General features: G+C 66.3%; 9 protein-coding genes. 4 read left to right on the top strand and 5 right to left on the bottom strand.

The features are described 5' to 3' along the window. Positions 1 to 258 precede the first annotated feature (258 nt). The 4 genes from A9975_RS30450 to A9975_RS30435 form a co-directional block, all read right to left on the bottom strand. Positions 259 to 3,456 (bottom strand): efflux RND transporter permease subunit, encoded by a 3,198-nt coding sequence (locus A9975_RS30450; protein ID WP_183036006.1) that lies wholly within the window; start codon positions 3,454 to 3,456, stop codon positions 259 to 261. Between the two features lie 18 nt (positions 3,457 to 3,474). Then, complete coding sequence (locus A9975_RS30445; RefSeq protein WP_183036005.1) at positions 3,475 to 4,719, bottom strand: efflux RND transporter periplasmic adaptor subunit; 1,245 nt, start codon at positions 4,717 to 4,719, stop codon at positions 3,475 to 3,477. 198 nt (positions 4,720 to 4,917) lie between these two features. Further along, positions 4,918 to 5,547 carry an MOSC domain-containing protein gene (locus A9975_RS30440; protein WP_183036004.1) on the bottom strand — a complete coding sequence of 210 codons (630 nt, stop codon included), beginning with the start codon at positions 5,545 to 5,547 and terminating at the stop codon, positions 4,918 to 4,920. Positions 5,548 to 5,691: 144 nt separating this feature from the next. Then, a complete protein-coding gene (locus tag A9975_RS30435; RefSeq protein WP_183036003.1) occupies positions 5,692 to 6,867 on the bottom strand; it encodes an MFS transporter in 1,176 nt (391 codons plus the stop codon). 246 nt (positions 6,868 to 7,113) lie between these two features. On the opposite strand from A9975_RS30435, the gene A9975_RS30430 reads away from it, so the two are divergent. The 3 genes from A9975_RS30430 (at position 7,114) to A9975_RS30420 (ending at position 10,434) form a co-directional block, all read left to right on the top strand. After that, on the top strand, positions 7,114 to 8,109 hold the full coding sequence (locus A9975_RS30430; RefSeq protein ID WP_183036002.1) for a glycosyltransferase: 996 nt from the start codon (positions 7,114 to 7,116) through the stop codon (positions 8,107 to 8,109). Next, positions 8,106 to 8,498, top strand: coding sequence for a GtrA family protein (locus tag A9975_RS30425; protein ID WP_253929371.1), 393 nt, complete (start codon positions 8,106 to 8,108; stop codon positions 8,496 to 8,498). Before A9975_RS30430 ends, A9975_RS30425 begins: the two co-directional genes overlap by 4 nt. 70 nt (positions 8,499 to 8,568) lie before the next feature. Continuing rightward, positions 8,569 to 10,434 carry a glycosyltransferase 87 family protein gene (locus A9975_RS30420; RefSeq protein ID WP_183036001.1) on the top strand — a complete coding sequence of 622 codons (1,866 nt, stop codon included), beginning with the start codon at positions 8,569 to 8,571 and terminating at the stop codon, positions 10,432 to 10,434. Positions 10,435 to 10,475: 41 nt separating this feature from the next. On the opposite strand, the gene A9975_RS30415 is transcribed toward A9975_RS30420, so the two are convergent. Beyond that, on the bottom strand, positions 10,476 to 11,489 hold the full coding sequence (locus A9975_RS30415; RefSeq protein ID WP_183036000.1) for a D-2-hydroxyacid dehydrogenase family protein: 1,014 nt from the start codon (positions 11,487 to 11,489) through the stop codon (positions 10,476 to 10,478). A 568-nt stretch (positions 11,490 to 12,057) separates the two neighbouring features. Between A9975_RS30415 and A9975_RS30410 the strand changes: the two genes are divergently transcribed. Beyond that, the gene (locus tag A9975_RS30410; RefSeq protein ID WP_183035999.1) at positions 12,058 to 13,914 is read left to right on the top strand and encodes a phosphoenolpyruvate carboxykinase (GTP); all 1,857 of its coding nucleotides are present in this window, start codon (positions 12,058 to 12,060) and stop codon (positions 13,912 to 13,914) included. The last annotated feature ends 195 nt before the right edge of the window (positions 13,915 to 14,109 follow it).

Here is a 14,109-nt window from a genome sequence, read left to right as displayed (position 1 = left end):
CTAGTGCGAAGACTGTGGCTGGCTCGCGTGGTCAGGCGTGGCTCGGCGAACCCGGTCACGCATTATTGCGAATGCGAATTATTATCAATAAGTAACTACTTGTAAAGCATGGATCACCACAATCCCTGCCCCCGCGTATGGAGCGCCGCGATTGGTGGCAATGCAGCAACGAAGCCGCAACGCTGCCGAAACAAAAAGGGCGGTGCCGACCGATCCGGCACCGCCCCCGAGGCGTCGCGATTTGCAACGGCAGCACGCTCAGTGCGCAGCCTCCCCACCCACCAGGGCCGGCAGGCGATTGCCTTGTTCGTCGATCTGCAGCGGGCCGGTGCCCGAGAACCGATCAAGCGCCAGATAGATCACCGGCGTGATGAACAGCGTGATCACCTGCGAGAACAGCAGGCCGCCCACCACCGCCAGGCCCAGCGGCTGGCGCAACTCGGCGCCCGCGCCCAGGCCGAGCGCCAGCGGCAGCGCGCCCATCACGGCGGCGAAGGTCGTCATCATGATCGGGCGGAAGCGCAGCAGGCAGGCCTGCCGGATCGCACGCGCCGGGGCCATGCCCTGCTCGCGCTGCGCCGCCAGCGCGAAGTCGATCATCATGATGGCGTTTTTCTTGACGATCCCGATCAGCATCAGCACGCCGATGGTGGCGATGAGCGACAGCTCCACATCGAAGAGGAAGAGCGTCAGCAGCGCGCCAACGGCTGCCGACGGCAGGCCGGCCAGGATGGTCAGCGGATGGATGTAGCTCTCGTACAGCACGCCCAGCAGCGTGTAGATCACCGCGAGCGCCGCCACCAGCAGCAGCACCTGCGTAGCCTGGGACGACTGGAACACCGCCGCGTCGCCGCCCCAGCTTGTGAAGATCGAGCCAGGCATGGCGATCTCTTGCTTGTAGGCATCGATCTTGGCGGAGGCCGCACCAAGCGCCGCGCCCGGCGCGAGGTTGAACGACACCGTCACCGAGGGCAGCTGGCCCTGGTGGTTCACGGCAATCGGCCCGACCCGGCGCTCGGTAGTAGCGAAGGCGGAGATCGGCACCATCTGCCCGGTCTTGCTGCGCACGTAGAGCTTGGAGAACGCGGTCTCGTCGGCACGGTCGATATCGGCCGCCTGCAGGATCACGTAGTAGTTGTCGATCGGGGTATAGATGGTCGACACCTGGCGCTCGCCAAAGGCGGAGTACAGCGCCTGGCGCACGTCCTGGATCTGCACGCCCAGCGCGTTGGCCTTGTCGCGGTCAATCGACAGCTGCGCTTCCAGGCCCGATTGCTGAGAATCGCTGGTGACATCGCGGAACAGCGGATCGGCGCGCATCTTGCCCATCAGCTTGTCGGAGTACTCCTGCAGCTGGCCGGCCTTCACGCTTTGCAGCGTGTACTGGTAGCGGCTCTTGCTCTGGCGCCCGCCCAGGCGCAGGTTCTGCACCGGCGAGAAGTAGACCGCCAGGCCAGCGATGCCCGACACGTCCTTGCGCAGGGACTCCACCACCTTGGCCATCTTGGGGCGCTCGCCCAGCGGCTTGAGCTCGATGAACATGCGGCCCGTGTTGATGGCGGGGGAGGGCCCGCCACCGATCGAGATCACGATGCTGCGCACCGCCGGGTTCTTGCGCATGCGCTCGGCCGCATCGCGCAGGCGCTCGGCCATGGCGTCGAAGGAAATATCCTGCGGGCCTTCGGCATTGACCTGGATCTGCCCGATGTCTTCTTCCGGGAAGAAGCCCTTGGGGATCATCACGAACAGCACCGCGGTCAGCACGAAGGTCAGGCCGGCCACGGCCAGCACCGACTTGCGGTGCGCCAGGCACCAGTCAAGCCCGCGCGCATAGCGGTGGAGCGTGAATTCGAACAGGTTCTCGAACCACTGGGTGGAGCGCAGGCCGATGGTCTGCTTCTGCACGATGGCCGGCGCGTGGCTGGCATCCGCGTGGTCGCCATAGGCATGTTGCGACTCGTCGATCGGCACGTTCTCGGCCGACAGGAAGCGCGCGCACAGCATCGGGATCAGCGTGAGCGACACCAGCGCCGATACCAGGATGGCCAGCGACACCACCGCCGCGAACTCGTGGAACAGCAAGCCGATCACGCCCGGCATGAAGAAGATGGGGATGAACACCGCCACCAGCGAGATCGAGATCGAGAGGATGGTGAACCCCATCTCGCGCGAGCCGACCAGCGCGGCCTTGAGCGGCGGCACGCCCTCCTCGATATGGCGCACGATGTTTTCCAGCATGACGATGGCGTCGTCCACCACCAAACCCACGGCGAGCGTGATGGCCAGCAGCGACACATTGTCCAGGCTGTAGCCGAAGGCCTTCATCAGCGCCACCGTGCCGATCAGCGAGATCGGCAGCGACACGGTGGGAATCAGCGTGGCGGCGGCGCGGCGCAGGAACAGGAAAATCACCATCACCACCAGCCCGACGGTCAGGGCCAGCGTGAACTGCACGTCGTGGATGGATTCGCGGATCGACTGCGAGCGGTCGTTGACCACCGCCACGTTGACCGAATCCGGCATCTGCTGGATCAGGCGCGGCAGCGCGTTCTTGATGGCGTCCACCACCGCCACCGTATTGGCATCCGGCTGGCGCAGCACGGCCAGCACGATCGAGCGCTCGTTGTTGAGCCAGCTGCCGGTCTTGATGGTCTCGACGCTGTCTTCCACATCGGCCACGTCCGACAGCCGCACCAGCGCGCCGCTGGGCTGGCTGGCCACGATGATGTTGCGGAACGCGTCGGCGCTGGCAAGCTGGCGGTTGGCCTGGATGGTGAGCGTCTGGCGCGCGCCGTCCAGCGTGCCGACCGGCGTATTGGCGTTGGCGCGGTTCAGCGCCGTGGCCAGCTCATCCAGCGTGAGGCCGCGCGCGGCAAGCGCGTCCGGGTGGGCGCGCACGCGCACGGCGAAACGCTTTTGCCCGAACACCTGCACCTGCGCCACGCCTGGCAAGGTGGCCAGGCTGGGCGAGATCAGGTTGTCGCCGAAGGCGTTGAGCTCGGCCAGGCTCATGGCCGGCGAGTTGATCGCCAGCAGCAGCACCGGCGCATCGGCCGGGTTGACCTTGCGGTACGAAGGCGGCACCGTCATTTCGATCGGCAGCGCGCGCTGCGCGCGGAACAGCGCCGCCTGCACGTCCACGGCCGCGGCGTCGATGTCGCGGTCGTTGTTGAACTCGATGGTGATGCTGGAGTTGCCGAGCGTGTTCGACGAGCTGATCACCGACACGCCGGGAATGGTGGCGAACTGCTTTTCCAGCTGGGTCGCCACCGAGGCCGCCATGGTCTCGGGGCTGGCCCCGGGCAAGGTGGCCGTGACCTGGATCACCGGCGAGTTGAACGACGGCAACGCCGCGATCGGAATGGTGGGGTAGAGCGCAATGCCGGTGACGATCACTGCCAGGCATAGCAGGATCGTCATCACCGGGCGGCGGATACAAAGCTCGGACAGGGTCATGGTGTCAGTGCCCTGAGCTCAGTGCTTGGCATTGGCGTTCGCATCGGCGGCGGCAGCGCTTGCCGCGCCGGCCTTGGCCGCGGGCGTCGCTTCCCGCACCATGCTGCCGGCGCGCAGGTTCTGCGCGCCTTCCACCACCACGCGCGTGCCGGGCGGTACGCCCTCGATCACGGCGGCGCTGGCGGTGGAGACCTGCACCTTCACCGGCATCGGCTTGACGCGGTTGTCCGCCTGCACAGCGTAGACAAAGCGGCCTTCCGGCCCCGTCACCACCGCCTGCGGCGGCACCGACAGCGCGTTCTTCAAGGTCTGCACCACGGCGTCCACGTTGGCATACGTCCCCGGCCACAGGCGCTGCTCGTCGTTGTCGAACTGCGCCTTGACGCGGATGCTGCCGTACTGCGGGTCCACCGTGTTATCCACGAAGCTGATCTTGCCGGTCACGGGGGTCTTGCTGCCGTCGTTGGGCAGCGCGGTCACGGCAACAGGGCCGGCGTGCAGGGCCTCGCGCAGCGCGGCAAGCTGGCGCTCGGGCAAGGTGAAGGTGACGGCAATCGGCTGCACCTGGGCGATGGTGACCATCGGCAGGGCGCTGTTGGGCGTCACCAGCGAGCCGGGGAACATGTTGATCACGCCGGTGCGCCCGCCGATGGTGGCGCGGATGGCGCCATAGCTGACCGCCACGCGGCTGGCCTCGATGGCGGCCTGGTCGGCGCGCAGGGTGGCCTCGAAGCCGTCGACCTTGGCCTGGGCCGTATCCACCGCGCTCTTGGAGATGAAGTTGCGCTGCAGCAATTCATTGCTGCGCACCAGCGTGCGGCGGGCATCGGAGAGATCGGCCTGGTCACGCATCAGCTGGGCCTGGGCCTTGGCGAGGTTGGCCTCGTCCATGCGGGTGTCGAGCGTGAAGAGCAGGTCGCCCGGCTTGACGGTCTGGCCTTCCTTGATATGCACGGTGCGCACGGTGCTGGACACTTGCGGGCGGATCTCCACCGTGGCGAGCGCGCTCACCGTGCCGTTGGCCGTCACCCGCAGCGGCACGTCGCCCTGCTGCACCACGGCGGTGGCCACCACCACCACGGGCGGCGCCTTGGCCGCCGGCTTGGGCGCCGTCCAGGCACGCCAGCCGAACCATCCGCCAGCAGCCAGCGCGATCAAGACCGCGCCGAGCAACCAGGGCGATACGCCCTTGCCGGTACCCGTGGAAGAACTCCACTTAGCGTCGACGAAGCCCTTGGCCTGGTCGATCCCGTTCGTTTTCATGTGAGGACTCTCTGACAGTGCGCGCAAAATGCGCCCGCTCCCCGGTGGCCCGGCCTTCTGGGAAACCGGTGCCGCGCTGCGGAAAACCGCTAGTAGTACAGGATCAGGGGCGTTGAAGGCCAGTGCCCGCGCAATCCACGCCATTACAAACTATTACAGCGCGGAAGGATGCCTGCTTGTATCGCGAGCCAAACATTATCAGAAAAGCGGGGCCTGGCGGCCATTGCGTTGCCGCGTGTTGATGCTTTCTATCGACACGTCGCGCGGTCCCGGCTCGATGACCACCGCGGCGCCGGCCTGGAGATCGCCGGGGGTGGCCACGCTCAGGTAAATGCCGGAATACCCGCTTTGCACCATATGCTTGATCGCATGGCGGTAGCCCATCACGGCGTTGAACTTGTAGCAGGGCTGGCGCGGCGACTCGACCCGGAGCACGACGTTGCCAATGCGCAGCAGATCCCCCACCCACAGATCGGTCTCGAGCACGCCTTCCAGGGTCAGGTTTTCGCCCATGGCACCCGGCACGAGCGGCTTCTCGGCCTCGGGCAGCCGTGCTTCCCGGCGGCGCGCGTTCCACCAGTCGTAGTGTTCGGCCGGGTAGGCGTAGACCGCCTTGTCCAGGCCACCGTGCACGCTCAGGTCAGCCTGTTCGTCGCCTGCCAGCCCCAGCGGGCGCACCGCCACCGACAGCGGGTGCAGCAAGGTGCTGAGCGGATGCTTGCGGATGCCGGACATCACCACCGCCTCGGTGCCCACCGCCGCCACGAAGAGCGGGACCGCCTTGCCAACGCTGATGGCGATGAGGCGCATGCCGTTGGATGTGCTCATGCCGTCTCCTTGATCCTGTGTCCCTTATCTTAGCGCCGGGATTTTCCAAACAGCGGTATCAAGCGGCTGCCGCGTGTGCGGCGCCGCACGGCTGGCGGCTTTGTCTGCTTTGTCTGCTCTGCCCGGTGGGGTGAGTCGGTTGGCTCAGGCCTGCTGCCGTGCCGTCTCGCGCAGGCACCAGCGCTGCCCCAGCACCCGCGCCCGCTGCGACACCACCAGCGCCAGCAGCATCAGCGCTGCCGCCCCCCAGTGCAGGGAGTCGGCGCCGGCGGTCGCGTAGATCGCCGCACCGCCCATCGCGCCCAGGGCCTGGCCGAGGTAGATGGAAGACGAGTTGAGCGAGATCGATACCGCCGCGCGCTCCGGCGCCAGCGCGACCAGCCGCGCCTGCTGCGCGCTGTTGGTGGCAAAGCCGCCGACACCCCACAGCATGAAGATCAGCACCAGCGCCACCGGCCCCAGTGTCGCCAGCGGCCACAGCAGCATGGCCGCCAGCGAGGTCAGCATGGAGGCCTGAACGATGCGCGCGGGCGTGGCCCGGTCCATGCGCGACGCCGCCAGCACATTGCCGCTGACGCCGCAGGCGCCGTAAGCCAGGAACATCAGGCTGAGCGTGCCGCCGCTGATGCCATGCACGTCGCGCAGCAGCGGGGCAATGTAAGTAAACAGCGTGAACATCCCGGCCGACTGGATCATGGTGGTGGCCACCACCAGCACCATCGGCGTGTGCCGCAGCACCGCGCCCCAGGCCGCCCGGCCCACCGGTTCCACATACAGGCGCGGCGGCAAGGCCCGCCACACCCCCACCGACGCGCCCAGCGCCAGCAAACCCACCAGCCCCATGCTGAAGCGCCAGCCCAGCGTGCTGGCGATCCACGTCCCCATCGGCACGCCCACCACGCTGGCCACGCTCCAGCCCAGGAAGACAAAGCTGATGGCGCGCCCGCGCGTCTGCGCGTTGACCAGCAACGGCAGGGTGGCGGCAGCCTGCGGGGTGAAGATAGCCGCGCCGATGGCGCTCAGGAAACGGATCGCCATCAGGCTGGCAAAGCTCGGCGCAAAGGCCGCGGCCAGGTGCATCGCGGCATAGACCAGCAATGAGCCCGCCAGCAGCAGCCGGCGGTCGATGCGCGAGCCGAGCGTGGCGAACAGGGGCGCGCCGACGCAGGTCGCCAGCGCAAACACGGAGATCAACTGGCCCGCGGTGCCGGCTCCAAGCTGGAAATCGCCGGCAATGTCATTGAGCATGCCGGTGACGATCATCGCGCCGGTGCCGATGACAAAATTGCCAAGGCACAGCATCAGGAGCCTGGGATCCATGGCGACGGGGCGGGGAAGGAAGTGCGGAGGACGAAAAACGCGGCCAGAGGCCGCGCGGGAAGTCCGAGTGTAGCGGTTTTGCCCGGTTCGCGTTGAGCGTAGCGCACTCAGGCGAGACAAGGCGGACCGACCGGGGGCCGGGTATCCGACTTGATTAATCCCGCGCCAGTCGGTAGCGTATCGGCTTTCCCGAGCGCCCGGCACGTCGGCCGCTCCGGCGCTTTCCGCTGCAATTCCCCACCCTGTATGCCCAAACTCAATCCGTCCCGCGTGGCGGTCATCATCCCCTGCTACAACGAAGCAGCGACCATTGCCGGCGTTGTGCAATCCTTCCGCAAACACCTGCCGGATGCCGTGTTGTACGTCTTTGACAACAACTCCAGCGACGAGACGATCGCCCAGGCACGTGCCGCTGGCGCGGTTGTGCGCTCTGTACCCCTGCAGGGCAAGGGCAACGTCGTACGGCGGATGTTTGCCGATGTCGATGCCGACGTCTATGTCATGGTGGACGGCGATGGCACCTACGACGCCAGCGTCGCCCCGGAACTGGTCCGTCGGCTGTGCGCCGAGGGCCTGGACATGGTGGTGGGCGCGCGCGTCAGCGAAGAGCAGGCGGCCTATCGCTTCGGCCACCGCTTTGGCAATGTGCTGTTGACCAGCTTTGCCGCTGCCCTGTTTGGCCGCACCTTCACGGACATGCTGTCGGGCTACCGCATATTCTCGCGCCGCTATGCGAAGTCGTTCCCGGCGCACTCGTCGGGCTTCGAGATCGAGACGGAACTGGCCGTGCATGCGCTGGAACAGCGCATGCCCGTGGCCGAACAGGACACCATCTACTATTCGCGCCCGACCGGCTCGGAGAGCAAACTCAATACCTATCGGGATGGCTGGCGCATCCTGATGACCATCCTGCGCCTGTTCAAGTCGGAGAAGCCGCTGGCATTCTTCTCCGCCGGCTTCATGGGTTGCTCACTGCTGTCGGTGATCCTGGCGGTGCCGCTCTTTGAAACCTACCTGAGCACTGGCCTGGTGCCGCGCCTGCCAACCGCGCTGGTATGCGTGGCTCTGGTCCTGCTGGGTATCATCCTGCTCACTTGCGGCATCGTGCTCGACACGGTCACGCATGGCCGTCTGGAGATGAAACGGCTCGCCTACCTGAGCCTGCCCGCACCGCTTGCGCCCCCGGCCACCGCCACGCAGGCACCAGCCATGCCATCCAACGAGCCCGTTGCCGCACCGTGATCCGCAAGCAACTGCTCACGTTCGCCCTGGCGGGGGCAACCGGGTTCGTCGTCGACAGCGTCGTGCTTTACGGCGCGTTGGCGCTGGGCGCCGGCCACTATCTGGGGCGCCTGCTCTCCTTCCTGGTTGCGGTCTTCGTCACCTGGCGCATCAATCGCCGCCTTACGTTCCCAACGCGGCCAGGAGAATCGGCTTGGCACGAGTGGTGGCGCTATCTGGTGGCAATGTCGGCTGGCGGCGCCATCAACCTGGCTGCCTACAGCGTCGCGATCCCGCGCCTGCCCGCCACCACCTGGGCGCCGTTGCTGGCGGTTGTCTTCGGCACAGGTTGCGGCCTGGTTTTCAACTTCTTGTCCGCAAAGTACTGGGTATTCCGCAAGAAGTCCTGAATCCCTGCTGCCCTTGGCGCAGCGGCCCACCCTTTCAACCATGCCCGTCTTCCCCCGCCTAGCTGCGCTCGTGTCCCGGACCTTCGTGCAGCTGCAGCAGCCGCGCGCCCCGTTGCTGGCGTGCATCCTGGTACCGCTCGCCTTCGGCCTGTTCTCTCTTGCTCTGGGCCAGGATCGCAACTGGGACTTGCTCAACTATCATCTGTACAACCCGTACGCATTGCTGGAAGGCCGCATCGGCACCGACCTGGCGCCAGCGCAAATGCAGAGCTACTTCAACCCCCTGCTGGATATCCCGTACTGGCTGATGACGCGGTACTGGCCAGCGCCCTTAGCGGGGTTTGCGATGGGTGTGCTGCACGGGCTGGCCTTCGCGCTGGTGTTTGGCATTGCCCGGCGGATACTGGTGCCGGCCAGGGCAGACGCGGAACAAGCGCTGCACGGCAGCGCAGTGGCCTTGTTGCTTGCGCTGGTGGGCTGCCTGGGACCAGGCTATCTGTCGGAACTGGGCAACACCATGGGCGACAATGCCACGGCACTGCTCGTATTGGCGGGCCTGTCCGTGCTGCTACACGGTTGGGAGAGGCTGGGACGTGGCCATGCCGCCTGGGCGCTGGCCGCGGCAGCCGGCGTGCTGGTGGGCGCGGCCACGGGGTTGAAGCTGACCAATGCCATCTACGCGGTGGCGCTTTGCACCGCCATGCTGAGCCTGCCACTGCGCTGGCAGCGCAGGCTCGGGCTGGCCTGGATGTTCGGGCTGGGTGTACTGGCGGGAATCGCCCTGACCTCGGGATACTGGTTCGCCCTGATGTGGTCGACCTTCGCCAATCCGCTCTTTCCGCAGTTCAATGCGTTCTTCCACAACGCGCTGGCGGCGCCGATCTCGGTGGCGGACACGCGGTGGCTGCCGCGCAGCCTGATGGAAGCCGTGACGTTTCCCTTCGTCATCGTCGCCGATGCCAAGCGGGTGGGCGAGGTGCCGACGCGGCCGTTCGTGTGGCCGCTGTTGTATGCGCTGGTCTGCTGCTGGGCTGTGCGCGCAGGCTGGCGGGCATGGCGCGGCAAGCCGTCAGGCGCGGCCAGCGCTGACCGGCCACCGCTCGCGCCGCAAGCGCGCCTGGTGCTGGTGTTCGTGGCGGTGGCATTCCTGACCTGGCTGATGTTGTTCAGCATCTACCGCTATTGCGTCGCCATGGAGTTGCTTGCACCCCTCGCCGTCTGGCTGGTGGTACGACGGCTGCTGCCAGCGCGTGCAGCCGGGCGCACGGGTGCCATCGCGCTCGCTGTAGTGGCGCTTGCTGCACTGACTGGCATGAAAACCTGGGGCCACGAATCCTGGGCACGACAGGCATTCAGAATCACGCTCCCGGACGTGCCGCTAGACACCAATACCACCGTCTTCCTAACTGGCGGGGCCGTAGCCCAAGGATGGCTGGCAACGCAATTTCCGGCCGCAGTGACTTTTGCGGCGCTCAACTCCAACTTTCCGGAAGGCCCGGCCTATGTCGGGCGCGTGCAAGCTATGCTGGCACAACGGCCGGGCCAGGCCTACGCATTGTTGCCCGCTAATGTGAACTGGCGTGCACAGAGTGTGGTGCGGATGAATGATTCGCTGGCGGGAGTCGGGGTGTCGGCCAATGGCGGCATCTGCAAGATGCTGGGCTCGGTACTTGGCCGGCTACGCATCCATGCGCAACTGGCCGCACCTCGGCCGGGAACAAGCGGCGCCAACTGCACTCTGGCACCCCTGCCGCAAGACCTGAGCGACCTTGCCGCCGAGAATCGGGCGGAAGTGGAGCTCCAGATCCCCGGGCTGCTGCGCTATGGTCTGGTGCTCCAGGCCGAAGGCTGCCGCACCTATGATGCCTTCGTCGGCGCGGACGCACGGCCTTACCAGTTGTGCCCGGTGGAGCTTGAGCCATCCGCCAGCCACTAACCCGGGCAAGGCCCGGCGAGTTGTTCACCCGCATCTGGCACCTAGCGTGACAGCGCTGGGGTCAGCGCCTTGGGATTGGCGATGCTGTCATGCTTGCCGCTCAGCACATCGAGGATGTTCTGGAAGGCGATGCGGAAGTACAGTTCATAGCTTTCGCGTTCAACATAGCCCAGGTGCGGCGTGCAGATGCAGTTTTCCATGCGCAGCAGGGCGTGGCCCTGCAGGATGGGTTCGGACTCGAACACATCGACCGCCGCCATGCCGGGGCGGCCGCGGTTGAGCGCGGCCAGCAGGGCGTTTTCCTCGACCAGCTCGGCGCGGCTGGTGTTGACGAACAGCGCGGTGGGCTTCATGCGGGAGAAGTCGGCCAGCTTGACCAGCCCGCGGGTCTCGTCATTCAGGCGCAGGTGCAGCGACAGCACATCGCTGTCGGTAAACAATTGCTCCTGCGACTCGGCCACGGCCAGGCCGTCCTCGCGCGCGGCTTTCTGCGAGTTCTCGCGTCCCCATACCAGCACATGCATGCCGAAGGCGCGGCCGTAGCCCGCCAGCAGCTTGCCGATCTTGCCGTAGCCCCAGATCCCGAGCGTCTGCCCGCGCAGCACCTGGCCCAGGCCGAAGTTGGGCGGCATGGTGGTGGACTTGAGCCCGGACTGCTGCCACGCGCCATGCTTGAGGCTGGCCACGTACTGGGGAATGCGACGCTGGGCCGCCATGATCAGGGCCCAGGTGAGCTCCGCCGGGGCCACGGGCGAGCCCGCGCCTTCCAGCACCGCCACGCCGCGCTCCGTACAAGCCTCGACGTCCACATGGCCGCCAACGCGCCCGGTCTGGCTGATGATCTTGAGTTTGGGGAGTTTTTCCAGCAGTTGCCGGGTGATGCGCGACCGTTCGCGGATAAGCACCACGGCTTCCACGTCGGACAGGCGTGCCGCCAGCTGGCCAACGCCCTTGACAGTGTTGTTGAACACCTTGACGTCGTGGCCATCGAGCAGGCTGAAGCACGACAGCTTGCGAACGGCATCCTGATAATCGTCGAGTACGGCAATCTTCATCGGAAACTCTATTTTGGCTATCGCAAGGTGCGCACACCCACATTGCGGCGCACCCATCAACGTTATAGTTTTAGCATCTGCCGCCCGACACCGCACCGAGTGCGGCACGCGGCGGGAACAATCCCGCGCGACGCGAAAGTGAGCCGACGCACAGGCAAACGAGACAATACGGCATGGCCCGGAATCGCGCACAAACATTGCTGCGGAGCAAAAAACAGCGGCGCGCGGCGGTGGTATCCTTGCCGGTTCCGGTGCCGCCCCAGATTGTCGGTCGAGCCTTGCTCCCGACACCCGGGCCGTGCCGGACAAAGCCTGCGCGGCCCCGCCACAGGCGAAGCGCCACTGTAGCGCAGCCGCGGGGCCTGTCGCGACCTTTTGCGCAGTTCCGGTCGCTGCGCAGTTGTAACGGGATGTGACGATCCTGGTCAGAGCCGCCCTACGCGGCCCGGTGCGGAACCCGCGGCGAATGGCCGCGGTCTGCCCAGGTCGTGGGGCGCTGCCAGCCGTCTCCCGACCGCGGCAACGGGCCTGGCTTTGCAAGATTTCCTTTACGCTTTGGAGTAGCAGTATGAACCACCCCACCATGCAGGGCACGCCCGCACTCAACGTACCGGCCTGGGTCAAGCACCAGAAGCTGGTCGCCTGGGTGGCCGAGTTCGCGGCCCTCGCCAAACCCGACAATATCTACTGGTGCGACGGCTCGCAGGAAGAGTACGACCGCCTGTGCGAGCAGATGGTCGCCGCCGGCACCATGAAGCGCCTGAACCCGGCCAAGCGCAAGAACTCGTTCCTGGCGCTGTCCGATCCGTCCGACGTGGCGCGTGTGGAAGACCGCACCTTCATCTGCTCGCAGAAGAAGGAAGACGCCGGCGCCACCAACAACTGGACCGCCCCGGCTGAAATGCGCCAGACGCTGTCCGGCCTGTTCGATGGCTGCATGCGCGGCCGCACGCTGTACGTGGTGCCGTTCTCCATGGGCCCGCTGGGCTCGCCGATCGCCCACATCGGCGTGGAACTGTCGGATTCGCCGTACGTTGCCGTCAATATGCGCATCATGACCCGCATGGGCCGCGCCGTGTTCGACGTGCTGGGCACCGATGGCGAGTTCGTGCCGTGCGTGCACACCGTGGGTAAGCCGCTGGCTGCCGGCGAGAAAGACGTGGCCTGGCCGTGCAACCCGACCAAGTACATCGTCCATTTCCCGGAAACGCGCGAAATCTGGTCGTACGGCTCGGGCTACGGCGGCAATGCCCTGCTTGGCAAGAAGTGCTTCGCGCTGCGCATTGCTTCCACCATGGGCCGCGATGAGGGCTGGCTGGCCGAGCACATGCTGATCCTGGGCGTGACCTCGCCGGAAGGCAAGAAGTACCACGTGGCCGCCGCGTTCCCGTCGGCCTGCGGCAAGACCAACTTCGCCATGCTGATCCCGCCCAAGGGCTTCGAAGGCTGGAAGGTCACCACCATCGGCGACGACATCGCCTGGATCAAGCCGGGCCAGGACGGCCGCCTGTACGCCATCAACCCGGAAGCCGGCTACTTCGGCGTGGCCCCGGGCACCAGCGAGAAGACCAACTTCAACGCGATGGCTACCCTGAAGGAAAACGTCATCTTCACCAACGTGGCGCTGACCGATGACGGCGACGTGTGGTGGGAAGGCATGAGCAAGGAAGCCCCGGCGCACCTGATCGACTGGCAGGGCAAGGACTGGACCCCGGCCATCGCCAAGGAAACCGGCGCCAAGGCTGCTCACCCGAACGCCCGCTTCACCGCCCCGGCCGTGCAGTGCCCGTCGATCGACGACAACTGGGACAACCCGGCCGGCGTCGCCATCGATGCGTTCATCTTCGGCGGCCGCCGCTCCACCACCGTGCCGCTGGTGACCGAGGCGCGCAACTGGACCGAAGGCGTCTACATGGCCGCCACCATGGGCTCGGAAACCACCGCCGCCGCCGCTGGCCAGCAAGGCGTGGTGCGCCGCGACCCGTTCGCCATGCTGCCGTTCTGCGGCTACAACATGAGCGACTACTTTGGCCACTGGCTGGCGCTGGGCAAGAAGCTGGAAGCTTCCGGCGCCAAGCTGCCGGGCATCTACTGCGTCAACTGGTTCCGCAAGGATGAGGCCGGGAACTTCGTGTGGCCGGGCTTTGGCGAGAACATGCGCGTGCTGTCGTGGATGATCGACCGCGTCGAAGGCCGTGGCAAGGGCGCCGACCACGTGTTCGGCACCTCGCCCAGCTTCGAGGACCTGAACTGGGAAGGCCTGGATTTCACCAAGCAGCAATTCGAGCAGGTCACCTCGATCGACCACGCCGCCTGGCAGAAGGAACTGGCGCTGCATGAGGAGCTGTTCACGCAACTCAAGCACAACCTGCCGCAAGCCCTGGTGGATGCCAAGGCCGCGCTGGCCAAGCGCCTGGCTGCCTAAATAACAGGCGGCCCCGGTCTCGCAGACAAACGTGGTGCATCAGCCGAAGCCGTCGAACAGGCCAAAGCCAGGCGCCACGACGACGGCTGTCTCTCCCTCTCCCCTCAGGGGGAGAGGGCCGGGGTGAGGGGTGGCTTAGCTAGGAGCCACTTGAAGCGAAGCCAAGCATCTCCAAAGCCCACTCCGTCACCGGGA

It is taken from the genome of Cupriavidus sp. UME77, from assembly GCF_014170355.1.
GTDB classification, from domain to species: domain Bacteria; phylum Pseudomonadota; class Gammaproteobacteria; order Burkholderiales; family Burkholderiaceae; genus Cupriavidus; species Cupriavidus basilensis.
The sequence above is the reverse complement of the archived record's forward strand: the minus strand, read 5'-3'. Positions and strand labels throughout refer to the sequence as shown.

Coding starts and splice junctions, on each gene's coding strand:
- A9975_RS30415 (WP_183036000.1), bottom strand. CDS start 11,489: ATGAAGATTGCCGTACTCGACGATTATCAGGATGCCGTTCGCAAGCTG.
- A9975_RS30430 (WP_183036002.1), top strand. CDS start 7,114: ATGCCCAAACTCAATCCGTCCCGCGTGGCGGTCATCATCCCCTGCTAC.
- A9975_RS30445 (WP_183036005.1), bottom strand. CDS start 4,719: ATGAAAACGAACGGGATCGACCAGGCCAAGGGCTTCGTCGACGCTAAG.
- A9975_RS30450 (WP_183036006.1), bottom strand. CDS start 3,456: ATGACCCTGTCCGAGCTTTGTATCCGCCGCCCGGTGATGACGATCCTG.
- A9975_RS30435 (WP_183036003.1), bottom strand. CDS start 6,867: ATGGATCCCAGGCTCCTGATGCTGTGCCTTGGCAATTTTGTCATCGGC.
- A9975_RS30410 (WP_183035999.1), top strand. CDS start 12,058: ATGAACCACCCCACCATGCAGGGCACGCCCGCACTCAACGTACCGGCC.
- A9975_RS30440 (WP_183036004.1), bottom strand. CDS start 5,547: ATGAGCACATCCAACGGCATGCGCCTCATCGCCATCAGCGTTGGCAAG.